The organism is Streptomyces sp. NPDC085946, assembly GCF_044540485.1.
Classification (GTDB): domain Bacteria; phylum Actinomycetota; class Actinomycetes; order Streptomycetales; family Streptomycetaceae; genus Streptomyces.
This window is the reverse complement of sequence record NZ_JBITSF010000010.1, coordinates 167,019-183,530: the sequence shown is the minus strand read 5'-3', so window position 1 is coordinate 183,530 and position 16,512 is coordinate 167,019. Positions and strand designations below refer to the sequence as shown.

17 protein-coding genes are annotated in these 16,512 nt (G+C 68.5%); 14 read left to right on the top strand and 3 right to left on the bottom strand.

Features of this window, described 5'->3' with window-relative positions; genetic code table 11:
• Positions 1-18 precede the first annotated feature (18 nt).
• The 11 genes from ACIF8T_RS21395 (at position 19) to ACIF8T_RS21345 (ending at position 11,483) form a co-directional block, all read left to right on the top strand.
• Positions 19-4,254, top strand: a complete 4,236-nt coding sequence (locus ACIF8T_RS21395; RefSeq protein ID WP_400037289.1) for a hypothetical protein — start codon at positions 19-21, stop codon at positions 4,252-4,254.
• Between the two features lie 10 nt (positions 4,255-4,264).
• Positions 4,265-6,496: a hypothetical protein gene (locus ACIF8T_RS21390; RefSeq protein WP_400037287.1), complete on the top strand. Its 2,232-nt coding sequence runs from the start codon at positions 4,265-4,267 to the stop codon at positions 6,494-6,496.
• Between the two features lie 3 nt (positions 6,497-6,499).
• The gene (locus ACIF8T_RS21385; RefSeq protein ID WP_400037285.1) at positions 6,500-7,591 is read left to right on the top strand and encodes a DUF5047 domain-containing protein; all 1,092 of its coding nucleotides are present in this window, start codon (positions 6,500-6,502) and stop codon (positions 7,589-7,591) included.
• Positions 7,588-8,187: a hypothetical protein gene (locus ACIF8T_RS21380; protein ID WP_400037284.1), complete on the top strand. Its 600-nt coding sequence runs from the start codon at positions 7,588-7,590 to the stop codon at positions 8,185-8,187. The genes ACIF8T_RS21385 and ACIF8T_RS21380 overlap by 4 nt, the downstream gene beginning before the upstream one ends.
• Positions 8,188-8,195: 8 nt before the next feature.
• Entirely contained in the window at positions 8,196-8,816 is a 621-nt protein-coding gene (locus tag ACIF8T_RS21375) for a hypothetical protein (RefSeq protein WP_400037282.1), read from the top strand.
• Between the two features lie 65 nt (positions 8,817-8,881).
• Positions 8,882-9,820, top strand: coding sequence for an N-acetylmuramoyl-L-alanine amidase (locus ACIF8T_RS21370; RefSeq protein WP_400037280.1), 939 nt, complete (start codon positions 8,882-8,884; stop codon positions 9,818-9,820).
• Complete coding sequence (locus tag ACIF8T_RS21365; RefSeq protein ID WP_400037278.1) at positions 9,817-10,158, top strand: hypothetical protein; 342 nt, start codon at positions 9,817-9,819, stop codon at positions 10,156-10,158. Before ACIF8T_RS21370 ends, ACIF8T_RS21365 begins: the two co-directional genes overlap by 4 nt.
• 12 nt (positions 10,159-10,170) lie before the next feature.
• Positions 10,171-10,527 (top strand): hypothetical protein, encoded by a 357-nt coding sequence (locus ACIF8T_RS21360; RefSeq protein ID WP_400037277.1) that lies wholly within the window; start codon positions 10,171-10,173, stop codon positions 10,525-10,527.
• Between the two features lie 66 nt (positions 10,528-10,593).
• Entirely contained in the window at positions 10,594-10,977 is a 384-nt protein-coding gene (locus ACIF8T_RS21355) for a hypothetical protein (RefSeq protein WP_400037275.1), read from the top strand.
• On the top strand, positions 10,974-11,303 hold the full coding sequence (locus ACIF8T_RS21350) for a hypothetical protein (RefSeq protein ID WP_400037274.1): 330 nt from the start codon (positions 10,974-10,976) through the stop codon (positions 11,301-11,303). Before ACIF8T_RS21355 ends, ACIF8T_RS21350 begins: the two co-directional genes overlap by 4 nt.
• A 3-nt stretch (positions 11,304-11,306) precedes the next feature.
• Positions 11,307-11,483, top strand: coding sequence for a hypothetical protein (locus tag ACIF8T_RS21345; protein WP_400037272.1), 177 nt, complete (start codon positions 11,307-11,309; stop codon positions 11,481-11,483).
• A 57-nt stretch (positions 11,484-11,540) separates the two neighbouring features.
• Here the strand turns inward: ACIF8T_RS21345 and ACIF8T_RS21340 are convergent, their stop codons facing one another.
• Complete coding sequence (locus ACIF8T_RS21340; RefSeq protein ID WP_400037270.1) at positions 11,541-12,170, bottom strand: hypothetical protein; 630 nt, start codon at positions 12,168-12,170, stop codon at positions 11,541-11,543.
• A 427-nt stretch (positions 12,171-12,597) separates the two neighbouring features.
• Here ACIF8T_RS21340 and ACIF8T_RS21335 point away from each other — a divergent pair, with 427 nt between their 5' ends.
• On the top strand, positions 12,598-14,274 hold the full coding sequence (locus tag ACIF8T_RS21335; protein WP_400037268.1) for a TROVE domain-containing protein: 1,677 nt from the start codon (positions 12,598-12,600) through the stop codon (positions 14,272-14,274).
• A gap of 62 nt (positions 14,275-14,336) precedes the next feature.
• Here ACIF8T_RS21335 and ACIF8T_RS21330 read toward each other — a convergent pair whose 3' ends face one another.
• Complete coding sequence (locus ACIF8T_RS21330) at positions 14,337-14,798, bottom strand: hypothetical protein (protein ID WP_400037266.1); 462 nt, start codon at positions 14,796-14,798, stop codon at positions 14,337-14,339.
• Between the two features lie 36 nt (positions 14,799-14,834).
• Between ACIF8T_RS21330 and ACIF8T_RS21325 the strand changes: the two genes are divergently transcribed.
• A complete protein-coding gene (locus ACIF8T_RS21325) occupies positions 14,835-15,044 on the top strand; it encodes a hypothetical protein (protein WP_400037264.1) in 210 nt (69 codons plus the stop codon).
• A gap of 90 nt (positions 15,045-15,134) precedes the next feature.
• On the opposite strand, the gene ACIF8T_RS21320 is transcribed toward ACIF8T_RS21325, so the two are convergent.
• Positions 15,135-15,362 carry a hypothetical protein gene (locus ACIF8T_RS21320; RefSeq protein ID WP_400037263.1) on the bottom strand — a complete coding sequence of 76 codons (228 nt, stop codon included), beginning with the start codon at positions 15,360-15,362 and terminating at the stop codon, positions 15,135-15,137.
• A 449-nt stretch (positions 15,363-15,811) separates the two neighbouring features.
• Between ACIF8T_RS21320 and ACIF8T_RS21315 the strand changes: the two genes are divergently transcribed.
• Positions 15,812-16,492 carry a recombinase family protein gene (locus tag ACIF8T_RS21315; RefSeq protein WP_400037261.1) on the top strand — a complete coding sequence of 227 codons (681 nt, stop codon included), beginning with the start codon at positions 15,812-15,814 and terminating at the stop codon, positions 16,490-16,492.
• Positions 16,493-16,512 lie beyond the last annotated feature (20 nt).

Below are 16,512 nucleotides of genomic sequence, written 5' to 3'. Positions count from 1 at the left end.
GCTGGGAGGAGGCTCCTGGTGCCTGCTATCTCCGTCGGCTCCGTTGAGGTCGATGTTCTGCCCAACGCGACCGGTATCACGCGGCAGATGCAGCGTGCGGTGCTGCCCGCCGCGAACGAGGTTGGCGAGGAAGTCGGCCGGGTGATGGGCCGGTACATCTCGGCGGGCATCGCGAACGCGGTCCGGGATGGTGTGACGGCTGGCGGCCGTCAGGCTCAGGCTCCGGCCGCGCGGCAGGGACAGTCGACCGGGTCGACGTTTGCCCGCTCACTCAAGGCTCAGCTTCAGGCAGCGTTGGCGACACTGCCGGAGATCCGACTTCGTGCGGACAGCTCGGATGCACAGCGCGAACTGGCCGACATTCAGGCCCGGATGCGCGCCTTGTCGGACGCTCGGCTCGGTATCGATGTGGACGCGGCGACGGCGCGGGCGGCGATGGAGCAGCTGCAGGCCCGCCTGGATCGGCTGTCCGCAAGTGATGCGGACGTTCAGGTGCGGGTGGATGCTGCTGCGGCTTCGGCGCAGTTGGCGGCGTTCAACGCGCAGGTGTCCCGGCTGGATGGCCGGACGGCGCGGGTGGATGTTGATACCCGGTCGGCGGCGGCGAATTTCAACCTGCTGACGACGGCGGCGGTCGCGTTCGGCCCGGCGATCATTCCGGCATTGCCGGTGGTCGCCGCGGGACTGGGTGCGATCGCGGCGGCGGCTACAGCGGCGGCTGTTGGTATCGGCTCGATCGCCTTGGTCGCGGTGCCTGCTTTTGTCCAAATGGGCAAGATCATGCAGGCGCAGAAGGCTGCTCAGGACGCTGCCACCAACGCCACGCTGAAGGGCGGGCAGGCGTCGTCGCAGGCGGCCCAGCGGTCTCTACAGATGGCGGGCGCCCAGCAGTCGCTGGCGACGGCGCACCGGAACGCGGCCCGGCAGATCTCGCAGGCCGAGCAGGGCGTTTCGGATGCGGTGCGGTCGGCATCGGAGGCGAACCGGCGGGCCAAGGAGCAGCTTGCGGACGCGGTGCAGCAGGCCGCGGACCGGCAGCGGCAGGCGGCCGAGCAGGTGCGCAGTGCTGAGGAATCTCTTGCGGACGCCCAGCGGTCCGCGCGGCAGGCGCAGCAGGACCTGACGCAGGCGCGACGGGAGGCCGCGCAGGAGCTCGCTGACCTGGAGACTCGTCTTGTCAACGCGCAGTTGTCCGAGCGGGATGCGGCGCTGTCGGTGCAGGAAGCGCAGGAGCGGCTCCGTGCCGTGCAGGCCAAGGGTTCGACGGCGACGCTCATGGAGCAGCAGCGCGCCCAGCTGGCCTACGACCAGGCGGTGCAGCGCCTGAAGGAGGCGCAGGCCGAGACCAAGGCCCTGACCTCGGAGAAGAAGGCCGCGGACAAGGCCGGCGTCGAGGGTTCCAAGACGGTTCTCGATGCGCAGGAGCGGTTGCGGCAGGCGGACGAGGCGGTTGAGGAGCAGCAGCGGGAGCTGACGCGGGCGCGTCAGGATGCTGCCCGCCAGCAGGTGGAGGCGCAGCAGGCTGTCGCTGAGGCGCAGCGGAATGTGGCGCGCACCCAGGAGGACGGTGCCCGGTCGGTTGCTCGCGCCCAGGAGCAGCTGGTGGCTGCGCAGGAGTCGGCGGCCGACTCGATCGCGTCCGCGCAGCGAGGGATAGCCTCCGCGTCGCTTTCAGCGGCCGGGGGCGTTGATCAGGCTGCCGTGGCGCAGGCCAAGTACCGGCAGGAGCTGGCGAAGCTCACGCCGGAGGCGCGTGAGACTTTCGAGGCGTTCCTCGATCTGCGGTCGGCTTTCTCTGCCTGGTCGAAGTCACTGCAGCCCGCGGTGATGCCGATTTTCACCCGCGCTCTGAATGCGATGGGGCGGGCGCTTCCTGGTCTGACGCCGTTCGTGCTGGAGGCTGCGTCGGCAATCCAGGGGCTGATGGACCGGGCGTCGCAGGAGCTGAAGACGCCGTTCTGGCAGGGCTTTAAGCAGGATCTCGAAGGCTCGGTGAAGCCTGCCATCACAGGTCTCGGGGTGGCGTTCGGGAACGTGTTCAAGGGCATGGCGGGCGTGATCGGCGCCTTCCTGCCGCACATGGATTCGATCTCGCAGAAGATGCAGGACGTCACCGGCCGGTTCGCCGACTGGGGTGCCAGCCTGAAGGGCAGCCCCGATTTCCAGCGGTTCCTGTCTTACAGCTCGGAGATGGCTCCGAAGCTGTGGGAGGCGCTGCGGCAGATCGCCGGTGCGGCCATCTCCATCGCCTCAGCGATGGCGCCGATCACGTCCATCGTGCTGGAAGCCGTCGCGACGGTGGCGGACGGTATCGGCTGGCTCGCCGACAATGCGCCGTGGCTGGTCCGGACGATCTACGGGATTGTTGCTGCGGTCACTGCTTGGCGGATCGCGATGCTCATCTGGACGGGTGTGCAGTGGTTGGTGAACGCAGCTATCGCCGCGTACAACGTCCTGATGATGGCCGGGCCGTGGGGCTGGATCCTCCTTGCTGTCTTGGCTGTGGTCGGCGTCATTGCGCTGCTGTGGACGAAGTGCGAGTGGTTCCGTGACGCGATCAAGGGCATCTGGAGCGCCATCCAGACGGCCGCGCTGGCGGTCCGAGATTGGTTTGCTGGGCCGTTCGCACGGTTCTTCACCCAGACGCTGCCGGGGATCTTTGAGGCCGGCTGGCTTCTCATCAAGACGTTGGTGCTGTACCCCATCAGGGACTTCTTCACGAGGACGGTCCCTGGCTGGGTGCGGACGCTGCGGGACAAGTTCGTCAGCTGGTGGGTGTCCATCACGGAAGGCGTCGTCGGTGTCTGGGGCAACATCAAGTCCCAGGTGCTGTATCCCATCCGGGACTTCTTTACGAAGACCGTGCCGGGCTGGGGTCGGACGCTGCGCGACAGGATGATCGACGCGTTCCTCCAGGCCGCGAAGGGGATCAAGTCGGCTTGGGACCGGATCCGCGACTACGCCAAGGCACCCGTCCAATACGTGGTCGACGTGGTGTACAACTCGGGCATCCGTAGCGTGTGGAATACCGTGGCCGGGGCGTTCGGTGCGGACAAGTTGCCGGTCGTGAAGTTCGCCAAGGGCGGCATCATGCCTGGATACACGCCGGGCCGGGACGTACACCGCTTCGTCTCCCCAACTGGTGGGGCGCTGGAGTTGTCGGGTGGCGAGGCCATCATGCGGCCCGAGTTCACCCGGGCTGTGGGGCCCAGTTTCATCAACGCGATGAACTCGATCGCCCGCTCGCATGGCGCGCAAGGCATTAAGGCGGCCTTGGCGCCTACTTTTGCCGGCAACCCGAGGACGTCGACGGACACCTCGCTGCGCTACGCCAGCGGAGGGGTCTATCCGGTGCAGCGGTTCGCGGACGGCGGCATCTTCGGGTGGATCAAGTCCGCGGCCTCGTCCGCTGTCGGTGCGGGCTCCGCAGCCTGGAACAAGATCAAGGAGAGTGCGTCGTGGCTGAGTGACACCTTGGAGGCGTCGGCGCGGGTCGGCGTGCGGACCGTGGTCGATCCGCTGCTGAAGTCCTTCCCGGGCATGGACACCGGCTTCGGGAAGATGATCCGCAAAATCCCGACGCGGATCATCGACGCCCTGTTCGGCTACACGAAGGAAGCTGACAGGCGGGGCGCGGGCGGCATCGGCGGGCCTCGTATCCAGGCCGCTCTGAACTGGGCGAAGACCCAGCACGGCAAGCCGTATCAGTGGGGCGGCAACGGTAATCCGTCGTGGGACTGCTCGGGTTTCATGAGCGCGATCGAGTCCGTCATCCGGGGTGAGAAGCCGCACCGCCGGTGGAGCACCCATGCCTTCAAGGGCGGCACCCCGCCCGGCTGGGTGAAGAACGGCAACAGCGCCTTCCGCGTCGGCATCACCCACGCAGGCGTCGGCCACACCGCAGGCACTCTCGGCAAGACCAACGTCGAGAGCCGCGGCGGAGACGGCGTCGTCGTCGGAAGGCGGGCACGCGGCTACAACGACCGCCTCTTCACCTCCTGGTACGGCTTCCAGCCTGGAAAGTACGACAACGGCGGCATGCTCCAGCCGGGCTTCAACTTGGCCTACAACGGCACCGGGCGCCCGGAGCCCGTCCTCACCGGCGCCCAGTTCAACGCGCTCGCCCGCGGCAGCCAGCAGCTGGGCGACCTGCAGGTGTCCGTGTTCGTCGGCGATCAGCAGATCACGGACATCGCCCGGGCTGAGGTGCGTACAGCGCAGGGCGAGCTGATCCAGGTACTCAACGCCAACTGAGGAGGTCCCCATGGCGATCCCCGGGAACTTCCTCTCCTCGGCGACGGAGTCGATGGATCCGTCGATCAGCGGCTGGGTGCAGAAGACCAACTGCACGCTGCTGAAGGGAACGGGCGGCCGGAACGGGGACGGCTGCCTGGTCACCAAATCGACGGCGGCGGGGGAGGTGCAGGCCCGCACCGTCACCGCGTATCCCGTCGTCGCGGGCACGACCTACTACGCGTTCGCGGACGCTGCGGGCGTGGTTCCGGAGCGGATCGGGATCCGCTGGCTTTCCAGCGCGGGCTGGGAGATCAGCGTCACCTGGTCTTTGGTGACGATGGCCGCCTCGTCGTCCTGGCATCGCGTGTCCGTGGCGGGCACGGCCCCGGCCGGGGCTGCGGTAGCGCAGGTGCTGCTCAGCAGCACCGAGACCGGGGCGAACGTCTCCCACTACTGGGAGAACGTCTACCTCGGGCTGCCTGTCAGGACGCCGTCGAACCTGCTGCCGTTCAACACGGAGTCCACCGAACTCGATGCCTCCGGGTGGACGACGGTCGTCAACGCGACGATCACCCGGCAGGTTCCGGTGATGTCCTGGTCAGCCACGAACTACTGGGCCGGCGGGCACACCTTGGCGATGACCGCGGTCGCCAGCGGCAACGCCAGCATCCTGGCGGTGGACCGGCCCTCCGTCACCCCGGGCACCGAGTACTTGGCCTACGCCTACCTGCAGCCGCCTACGGTGGCCTCGGTGGCGTGGATCGAGCTGCGCTTCTACGACGCCAACGGCAACCAGGTCTCCGCCACCCGGTCGACGCTGGCGCCGCCGACCCCGGCGACGGGCATGTACCGGCAGCGGGTCTCCGCTGTGGCGCCGGCCAACGCCGCGACGTGCTCGCTGGCCGCAGGCCTGGACGGGGCGTCGGCCGGGCAGGTGCTGCGCCTGGAGACCGTCGTCATCGCCGTGGCTCCGAAACTGCAGGCCGGCAGCGTGCTGCCGTATGCGGACTCCAGCTTCGAGCAGGGGACCGCCGGGTGGACGGTCGTCTCAGGGGTGGCGACGATCGCCCAGACCACACCGTGGGGCGCCTCCGCATTCGACGGCGCCTACGCACTGGCCATCTCCTCCTCGACGGCCACCGCCTCCACCATCCGGTCCGTGAAGGCCCCTGTCACAGAGGGCGTGAACTGGCGATCCCAGCTCATCGCCCACCCGGCGGCCGGCTCCTGGACGACCATCGCCCTGCGGGTCCGCTGGTACGACGCCGCCAACAGCGACCTCGGCGCATCCACAGGCACTGCCTACAACCTGCCGGGCACCTCCTGGTACGCCATGTCGTCGGACGCCATCGCCCCAGCCGGGGCGACGCAGGCCGCAATCGAAATCATCGCCACGGCGGCGGCCGGCAGCAGCATCATCCACATCGACCAGGTCACCCTGTGGGAGGTGCTGCCGCTCACCGCGGTCGAAGCCCACTCCGACAGCGGGTACATCACGCTCACGCTGCGGGAGCTCACCGTCGACTGGGAGCTGAGCGTGTACCGGGAGCTCCCGGACGGCTCCCGCACCCTGGTCCGCGGCCCGTCCGGGCTGATCGACCACCAGCCGATCACCGCCGATCTCCTCGTCGTCGAGGACCACGAAGCCCCGCTCAACGTGCCGGTCCGCTACCACATCGAGCAGTGGCAGCCCGGCACCATGACCGTCGGCACCCGCAGCAGCGACTACGCCACCGTCACGCTGGAGGACATCAACCTCGGCTGGCTGAAGGATCCCGGAAATCCACAGAGAAACACGCAGGTCGTGGTGGCCAAGGCGCCGGATTGGCAGCGCCCCATCGAGCAGGCCGCCTTCGTGGTCCGCGGGCGTCGTAACAAGGTCGTCCTGTCCGGGCGCCGGCAAGGTCTGGAGGGCGAGCTCGCTATCTGGACCCGCTCCGACGCCGAACGGGAGGCGCTGCACCTGCTGCTCGACTCCGGCAACACGCTGCTGTGGCAGGCCGCGCCCGGGATGGGCGTCTCCGATATGTACGTGTCCGTCGCTCAGGTCACCGAGACCCGGGTCGGTGCGCTCGCGCAGGAGGAGTGGCGCTCCTGGACGCTGCCGCTGATCGAGCAGGACATGCCGGTCACCACCGCGGTGAACGGCGCTGCCGGCAGGACGTGGCAGGACGTGGTCACCGAGTTCGCCACCTGCGCTGATCTCCTCGACGTGTACGCCACCAGTGAGGATCTGCTGCTCGACCGTCGAATGGGGTGATCCATGTACCCCGTCTCGGACCGGTTCCTGGCCCGGCTCGCCGAGTCCCATCAGGTGGCCACGCAGGTACAGCTCTTCCTCACCGACGGCCACGTTGTCGACCTGGAGCACACGGGCGGATCAGTGTCGGTGGACCGGGGGCAGGCGATCCGCCGTACCTGCACCGTCACCGGCGCTGACCCGTCGCTGATCCCGCGCACCCCGTCGGACCAGCTCGCCACCTACGGCGCCCGGCTGCGGATCAGCCGCGGCGTGGAGTACGGCGACGGCAGCCGCGAACTGGTGCCGCTCGGCGTGTTCCGGCTGGACTCCGTTGACGGCGACGTCAACGAGGGCCCTGTGACCCTGCAGGGCAAGAGCCTGGAGGCGATCGTCGCCGACGACAAGTTCACCCAGCCGTACAAGGCCACCGGGACAGTCGTCGGCGCCGTCACCGCGTTGATCCAGCGCAGCATTCCCGACGCCGACGTCATCAGTCAGATCACCGACCAGCCCATCGGCAGCAGAGTCTTCGACGTCGAAGCCGATCCGTGGGCCGGCGCGCAGGAGATCGCCGCCGCGGCAGGCGCCGAGGTCTACTGCAACGCGGACGGGACCTTCGTCATCGCCACCTTGCCCGACCTGTTGACCGCCACCCCGGTCTGGGCGGTCGAGGCTACCGAGGGCGGCGTCTACATCTCCGGCAACAGGGCCATGAGCAGCGATGGCGTCTACAACGGCGTCCTCGCCCGAGGCGAGAACACCGCGGAGAACGTCGCACCCGTGTCCTACCTCGCCACCGACGACGACCCCAACTCGCCGACCCGCTGGGCGGGTCCGTTCGGACGGCGGCCCATGTTCTACTCCTCCAGCACGCTGACCACGGTCAACGCGTGCGCGCAGGCCGCGAACCTGAAGCTCGCCTCGGCAAAGGCACCGAACGCATCTGGCGACATCAGCTCCCTGCCCAATCCCGCGCTGGAGCCGGGCGACGTCATCCGCGTCATGCACGAGGACGGCACCCGCGAACTCCACCAGGTCGCCAGCTTCAGCGTTCCGCTCGACGCGGGCGGCGACTTCCCCATCAGCACCATCTCCGCGAAGGAGGACGCGTGAAGTCCTCCCACGCCGCAACCCGCGACCTCGCCTGGGCGCTGAAACAGCAGGCCCGGCGGACGGGGGAGCGGGCCCCGTCGGTACGCGGTTCCGATTGGCGGCTCGCTACCGTCACCGCAGACAACGGCGACGGAACCGTTGACGCCGACGGCATCGAGGACATCCGCTGCATGGAGTCCTACGTGCTGCCTGCGGTCGGTGACGTCATCGTCATTACCCAGTCCAGCAGCGGAAACTGGCTCGCCTGGGGCCGCACCACCACGGCCGGCCCGGGCTGGACGACGCTCACCCTCGCGGCCGGCTACCAGAACCCCGGCCACGGTTACACCGCCTCCTATCTGCTGGAGGGCCGCCGGGTCTGGATGCGCGGCCGTATCGGCCCCACCTCGGGGACGATCGCCGACGGTGCCACGCTGGCGACCCTGCCCGCGGGGATCCGCCCCACGAACGCGGTCGCCTGGGCTGTCGCGAGGGACGCCGCGGTGATGCCGGCCGTGTGCCGCCTGGAGATCACCAGCGCGGGCGTGCTCCGTACCTTCCAGTCCTCGAACTTGCCGTCGTGGGTGGCCCTCGACGGGATCAGCTACACCATCTAGGAGGGCCAGTGACCACGAAGGACAAGTGGGGCCAGAACATCCAGCTGTGGCAGCTCACCGACCCGCCGTCCATTCCTGACGCCATCAAGGCCCTCGCCGACGGCGTCATCCCCCGCGGTGTCCTGCGGTTCGCGTCCGCATCCGCGCGGGGATCCACGCTCGCCGGTGACTACGCCCCCGTCGAGGGCATGTTGACCTGGCTGAACGATGTCAACCGGCTCGACGTATGGGACGGCGCCGCGTGGACCGCGGTGTCGACCGGCCAGTCCACCTGGAAGACGATCACTCCCGAGTCGCCGTGGACGCAGAACGGCAACTCCAACGGGACCTTCCAGTACAGGTTGCTCAACATCAGCGGCGAGGAATCCCTCCAGCTCCGCGGGGCGCTCGCCCGATCGTCCTACCCAACGTCCCCAGCATCGAGCTACGTCGTCAACAACACGGCCTTGCCGACTGCGGTGCGGCCGTCGACGCTGCGGACCGTCCTGATCCCTTGCTCCGACACCAACTCGGATCGGATCGCCCTCAAGCTCGACGTCCGCACCGACGGCTACCTCGAAGTCTTCGGCTTCTCCAGCAGCGTCAAGCCACCGTGGATCGGCTTCAACGGCGTCACCGTCAGCCTTTAACCCCCCACGCCAACCCGCCCGCGCCCCATCTCTGGGGCTTTTTTCATGCTCAGAAGGGGGCCCGCATGGCGACTCCGATGTCCGCCGCAGCGTTCCTGGACTGTCTCCGCGACGAGGGCCTCGACGTCGTCGAGGTTGGCGCCTGGGAGACCCACAACCGCAACTCGAAGGGACCATGGGGGCCGGTCAGCGGCGTGATGATCCACCACACCGTGACCCGCGGCAGCGCCGCAACCGTCGAACTCTGCCGCAAGGGGCACAGCAACCTGCCCGGGCCGCTGTGCCACGGCGTCATCACCAAGGATGGCAAGGTCCACCTCGTCGGCTACGGCCGCGCCAACCACGCCGGCCTCGGCGACCCCGACGTGCTAGCCGCGGTCATCGCCGAGCGCACCCCGCCCGCCGACAACGAGGCCACCGTCGACGGCAACCGGCACTTCTACGGGTTCGAGTGCGAGAACATGGGCGACGGCAAGGACCCGTGGCCCGACGAGCAGATCGAAGCGATCGTCCGCGTCATCACGGCGATCTGCCGCCGCCACGGCTGGTCGGCCCGGTCCGCGCTCCGGCACCTCGACTGGCAGCCCGGCAAGATCGACCCGCGCGGCCCTCAGTTCATCTGGGAAGACATCCTCGGCCGTGTCGCCGAGCGGCTCGCCGGCACGACGCCGTCCACGCCGAAGCCGCCCACGCCCGCCCCGCTGCCGAAGCCGACCAAGCCGGTTGTCGACCTGTCCCGGCTCATCGCCGCGGCACGCTCCAACCCGGCCGCCGCCGGCACGCCGGTCACGTACTCGGGCGTCCGAACCGTTGAGGCCGCCCTGGTCGACGCCGGGCTCCTCTCGAAGCGCTACTCGGATGGCCACTACGGCACCACCACGATCGCCGCCTACGCCGCCTGGCAGCGCAAGCTCGGCTACCGCGGCGACGACGCCGACGGCATCCCCGGCAAGACGAGCCTCACCCGCCTCGGTGACAAGTACGGGTTCCAGGTGGTCGCGTGATCCTCAACCTCACTCCCCACCCGATCCGCCTGTACGCAGCCGAACGGGAGGACGGCATCGACGACCTGGAGCCGCACTTGCGCGAGGTTATCGAACCCGAGCCCGTACCTGCGCGGCTCGCCACGATCGAACTCGGCGGCGGCATCACCTTCGAGCTGGTCGAGTTTGGGCACGCCCAGAACCTTCCGCCGAAGCGCGACGGCGTCCAGTACATCGTCTCCCTCGTCGTCGCCCTCGCGCTCGCGGACCGGCGCAACGACCTACTCGTCCCCTACCGCGAGGTCCGCAACTCCAGCGGAACCGTCATCGGCTGCCGATCGCTCGCGCAGCCCGTCTGAATCGAGAACACCATGCGCATCATCGGCAGAGAACCGGTCGCGGCCCTGAACACGCTGTCCGCGATCCTCGGCCTCATCGTCAGCCTCGGCATCACGCCGCTGTCCGCAGAGATGGCCGGCGCCATCGTCGCGTTCGTCACCGCGGTTCTCGGCGGGATCGCCGCAGCGAAGACCCGGCCGATCGCTCCGCAGGCGTTCACCGCGATCGTTGCCGCGGGCGCCGTGCTGGTGGCCACGTTCGGCTACGAGGTAAGCCAGGAGGTCATCGGCGGCGTCAACGGTGTCGTCCTCACCGGGCTCACGCTGCTGACCCGCGTGCAGGTCACGCCGACCAACCCGTCGGCGCCGACCGGCCCGACGGCGGTCTGAGAAGTGCGCCGGGGAGCCCGCTGGTTCAGCGGGCATCTCGGCAACCGAGGACCGTTCCTCATCTTCATGGGGCTCGGCAAGATCTGCTTCGGCGCCAGCTTCATCTTCGAACCGCCCTTCATCACGCAGGGCCTCGACATGCTGCTGCGCTGGGCACCCCTGCACTGCTGGGCCTGGGTGTGGATCCTCTCGGGAACCGCCACCTTCACCTGCGCCTGGCTGAAGTTCGGACGCGACGGCTGGGGCTTCGTCGCCGCCAGCATTCCCCCCACGGTCTGGGCGTTCTCCTACGGCTGGGCAGGCATCATCGGCGACTATGGTCGCGGACTCTGGCTGTTCGGCTGGTACATCACATCGCACTGTGGGGTGATCTGGTGCGCGTCACGAGTCCCGCCTGATGCCGGATCACCCCGGAACCTCGGCCAGGCGGTTGAGGGGAGACCCGGATGAACGGGATCTGGGGACTGGTCGGGGCGGGGATCACCGTGGTCGGCACGATCACCATGGGCTTCCTGACGTACAGAGGCACGAGGACCGCGGCCCGCATCAACGCCGGTCCGGCGGCACGGCAGGTCGACTTGTCCGTGCTGCAAGCTTCCGTTGATCGGTTGGAGAAGGAATGCGGGGAGCTCCGGCAGGAGCAGGCCCGCACCCGCGGCGTCCTGTGGTCGATCAGCCGCTGGGCGCTTGTACTTCGTGACCAGGTGACAGGGCTGGGGGGTACGCCGCAACCGCCGCCTCAGGATGTCGAGGACTACTACCGGACTGGAGTGTGACCTATGCCGGATGCTCCGGAGCGCCCGCCGCGCCGCGACGACACGGCCGCCGACGTCGGCACCCTGGTCCGCCTCGGCCGTGAAGAGCCCCAGCCGATCCCTGCGCCGTCCATCCAGCCGTTCCAGGAGCCGGTCTACCCCGGGCTGCCCGGCGGGTGGACGCCCGACGATGCCGCCTGAACGACAACGCCCCCGTTCGCCTGCCAACCGGCAGGGGGACGGGGGCGCTTCGTCGTGTCAGAACTCAAGCTGCTTCTTCACGTCAGCTACGTTCGGTCCGCTGTCCTCGGACGGCATCCCCCAGCGGTGGGCCTTCTCCTCGCCGTCGATGTAGATCAGCGTGCCGCCCTTCGCCTGGGCCGGCGTCAGGTCGAAGACCTGTGACCGCCACTGCCACGCCCCAGGCTGGACCGGATCCGCGTTGCTGTACTTGCCGGGCGTGACGTTCGTCGAGTTGCCGCTGCCCCAGTCGATCATCTCCCCGTCCGGGGCCATCCACTTCCACCCGCCACCGGTGATCGGTGCGGGCTCGTCGGCCGCGACCGCGGTCATCGCCTTGTCCTTCATGACGACGACAGCGAACACCCCGTTCTCCGCGGTCTCCCCGGTTGCTTCCTTCGTGAAAACGATCGTGTCCGGGGTGATCTCCAGGACGCCCGTCCCGCCATCACCGGTCGTCCGGGCCGGCTCACCGAGCTTCATACCCTTCTCGACCGTGCCGACCGAAGGCTCCTCGCTGGGCGCGGCCTCTGCGGGCGCCGACGTCTCCGCCGGCTTGGCCGCGTCATCACTGCCGTCTCCGCCGCCGCATGCGGTGAGTGTGGCCAGGAGCAGCGCGGCCGTGGCCGCGGTAGCGCGTGCGCGCATGGGTCCCCCCAAGGTGGTTGAGCGTCGGATCACCGTAGACCGCACGGGGAAAGTCGTAGGCGGCTGTGACCGGGTCGTGACAGAGCGAAACGAGTGCCGCGTGTTGCTCAACTTGCTGGACAAGCAACACGGTTTGCCGTTTACAGTGGAGGCACAACTTCATGCACCTCCCGGTGCGCAGGCCCGCGGCTACTTCTTCTGGTGAAAACGCCGCACGCCGACTTGATCTCGGGAGGCACAGCATCGGGGGTGCCCGGTGCGCAGGCGACGGCTACTTCCACTGCTAATGGGGTGGTTGCGGGTTCGAGGCCCGTCGGAGGCTCCGGCTTCCGTAGCTCAATCGGTAGAGCACCTACGTACCGTCACCGACTTGATCTCGGGCACCCCACTGCTGGACCTCCCCTCCACGTGAGGGGCTTTTTCGTCCATGGCCAGGTTCAACCAGCGCAGCGTCCGCCCCGCCGTCCACTCGCCCGTGACCACCACCGGGGAGCAGACCCGCACCCACGAGGGCGCCACCGGCCACCTCCGCGACGCGAAGAGCGAACTCTTCCTCCTCGCCGTCTCCAACTTCGTCAGCCAGGACACCTTCTACGAGAAGGGCGGCCAGCGCGACGATCGCTACACCCAGCTCATCCGGCAACTCGCCGTCGAAGACCCCGCCTGGACCGCTGGCCTCCTCAGCTGGCTCCGCAGCGAAGGCAACATGCGGACCGCGTCCCTCGTCGGCGCCGCCGAGTTCGTCAAGGCCCGACTCGACGCAGCAGCTGCCGGCGACCTCGCGCCAGACGTGCGAGCCGAGAACGCCCTCGGTGGCGGCTGGAACCGGCAGATCATCGCCTCCGTCCTCCAGCGCGCCGATGAGCCAGGGGAGATGCTCGGCTACTGGACGTCCCGTTACGGCCGCCGCCTCCCGAAGCCGGTGAAGCGCGGCATCGCCGACGCCGTCCAGCGGCTGTACAACGGCAAGGCGCTCATCAAGTACGACACCGCCTCCAAGGGCTACCGCTTCGGCGACGTCCTCAACCTCGTCCACGCAGCCCCCGACCCCGGCAAGCCGTGGCAGGGCGACGTGTTCCAGTACGCCCTCGACCGTCGGCACAACCCGAACGACGCCGTGCCGCCCGCGTCCAACCGCACGCTCACCGCCCACCGCGAGCTCATGGCGTTGCCGTTGGAGGAGCGGCGCTCGATCGTCACGTCCGAGGGCGGAGCCGAGCGGCTGGCTGCCGCGGGGATGACGTGGGAGGCGCTGGCCGGTTGGCTCCAGGGCCCGATGGACAAGCAGGCGTGGGAAGCGGTCATCCCGTCGATGGGGCTGATGGCGCTCGCCCGGAACTTGCGTAACTTCGACGAGGCCGGAGTCTCCGACGAGGTCGCCGCCCAGATCTGTGCCCGCTTCACCGATCCGGAGCAGGTCGCGAAGTCCCGCATGCTCCCGTTCCGCTGGTGGGCGGCGTACAAGCACGCCCCGTCCCTGCGCTGGGCCCACGCCCTCGAACAGGCCCTCGGCCGCTCCCTCGCCAACGTGCCCCGACTGAAGGGCAGCACGCTGATCCTGGTGGACCGGTCGCCGTCAATGTTCCCCGGCTACCACTTCTCCACCCCGAACAGCAGCGACATCACGCTCGCCGAGCAGGCCGCTGTCTTCGGCTCCGCCCTCGCTCTGCGCGCGGAGAAGCCGACGCTCGTCGAGTTCGGCGGCGGGTCAAAGAAGTTGGATGTGGCGAAGGGTGGCAGCGTCCTCAGGCACATCGAAGCGTTCGGGCGGATCGACGGCACGGACATCCCTGCCGCGGTGAAGGCGCACTGGTTCGCTCACGACCGGATCGTCATCGTCACCGACGAGCAGACGCGGCCGGGCTGGCTGCCGTCGAACATGTGGGGTCACGGCGGGATGCGGGAGACTCGGATCGACGACCTGGTGCCGAAGGCGACGCCGGTCTACATGTGGAACATGGCCGGCTACAAGCCCGGCGTCATGCCGTCCGGGAAGACCGGCCGCCACACCTTCGGCGGCCTCACCGACCACGCCTTCCGCATGATCCCGCTCCTCGAAGCCGGTCGCGATGCGAGCTGGCCGTGGGAGCAGCCCACTGCCTGACCCGGACACGACCGCGCCCCGCCTCCCGCAGCAGCGGGGGAGCGGGGCGCTTCGCTGTGAGGCTAGCCCACCTGCGTCAGCATGCACCGCCGACCAGGAGCCACCTCGCACGCCTCCCCCTCGACGAACCGCAGACCTGGCTTTCCGTCGGCGGTCACGATCCGGGACACGGACAGGTCGACGATACGGACCCGCGGCAGGTGCACCCGGTTGTAGGGGAGCCCCGGCAGGGTAACCGCCGCTTCGATCCCGCAGTACGACTGGCGGGCAAGAAGCTCGTGCACCCGCCGGATGACGGCCTCCGCGGAGAAGCCGGCGTCAGAGTGGGGCAGCACCAGGTCGACGGTCACCAGCGGCGCCGGCATCGCGTGGGCTGCGGCCTCCAGGCCGACGTCGACAGGATCCTTCTCCGCGTCCACGCTCAGCTGCGGCTGCCACCACTCCTCAGTATCCAGCTGCAGCCAGCCGCCCAGAGGGGTGTCGAAGCGGATCCAGTCGGTGGACGGGTGCACGACGGTCGTCATGCCACGACGGTAGCGCTGGCCCCTCGTTCACAAGGCATGACTGCACCGTTCTGCCGAACCTGCGCCGAAGCCCTGCTCGGGCCGGCCGTCGTGGAGAGTGTCCGCCGCACCGTGAAGGAGGCCCCGCCGCTCAGCACCGAACAACTGGTGAACCTCCGCGCCCTCTTCGAGTCGGCACGCGCCAGCCGCGGCTCGGAGAAGCCGCGCCCCAAGCCCTGCGGCCACGACCGGACCACGAGCGAGTAGCGCATAACGTTCCCTTATGTACCGCCCGTCTGGCGGGCGCGGCAGCGCCCCGCTCCCTGCTTCGACGGGGCGGGGCGCTCTGGTGCGCAGCTACAGCTTCTGTACGTTCTTCCACTCGCCGGTAGCCGGCTCCTCGCGCTCGATCCGGGTCACAGTGACTCCGTACTCGCGCTCGAACATCTCGGCCGCGCTCCAGGCGTCGGCGTCAGCGCCGTAGCTGACGCCGACTCCCTTCGGAAAACGATCGAGTGTAATGAGCCCGCGTTCGTCGTAGAAGCGGTACTCCCAGGTCCGGCCGAAGTTCGGGTCTGCGGTCATGCGCCTCTCCTTTGCGTTGCGACGGGCACGGTAGCGCACGGACCCGGATCGCCAACGGCTGAGCCGCACTTGACCAGGTCGCCTCTTGATAACATGCCATATCGCGGGCCCCGCTCTCGCCGGATCGGGGCCCTTCGTCGTGGGCGGAGTCAGTGGCTCATGCAACGGCACTCGCAGCCAGTGCATGTGTAGCAACTTGAGCGTCCGTTGCAGCGGTTGCACTTCCGGGCCGTCCTCGCGCACCACACCGGTTCGGTGTGGTGCTTGACGGCCTCGGCATCCGTCTCGTCGTAGTCCTGGCCGCAGCGGGGCGTGGTGCATGTCGTCATGGCGGGAGTGTGGCAGAACCCGAGAGGAGGACGGGGGCCTGTTCATCAATCGGTCGGAACATGAACCTGAACGGTGGCCTTGCTCAACTCCCCGTTCGGCAAGTCGGGTTGTTCAGAAACTTGTTCATCAACCTGGTAGTGTTCAAGATGTTCGCCGATACGTTTGATGAACGAAAGGGGATGTGGATGGCCCTAGTCGGCCTCGTCCGCGTCAGCACCGACAAGCAGAACGTCCAGCGGCAGCACGACGCCCTCGACCCGATCTGCCTCAAGGTCTTCGAAGAGAAGATCAGTGGCAAGCTCACCGCCGAAGAACGTCCCGGGCTCACGGCAGCCATCGAGTACCTACGCGACGGCGACATGCTCTGCGTCCAGGAAGTCGACCGCCTCGGCCGCAACCTCCTCGAAGGGCTAATCGTCCTCAACGACCTCTTCGAACGCGGCATCGCCGTCAAGGTGCTGGAAGGCATCGCGGCCGGCGAGCACAAGGAACGATCGCTCATCCTCGACCTGGCCCTCGCGCTCGCTGAAGACCGACGCCGCGACATCGTCAAGAAGACCAAGGACGGATTGGAGGCCGCACGCAAGCGTGGTCGCGTCGGCGGACGCAAGCCCGTCATGACCGAAGCCCTCACCGTCCAGGCTGCTGCGCTCCGAGACCGCGGCTTCACCATCAGGCAGATCCAACCCCACCTCCGGATCGCCGAGGGCGCGAACAAGGGTAAGCACCCCAGCATCGGCGCCATCTCTCAGGCGCTCCGCGCGCACGACGAAGCGCTGGCCATGAAGCAGGCAAGCTGATGGGCGACGACCTGGGCAAC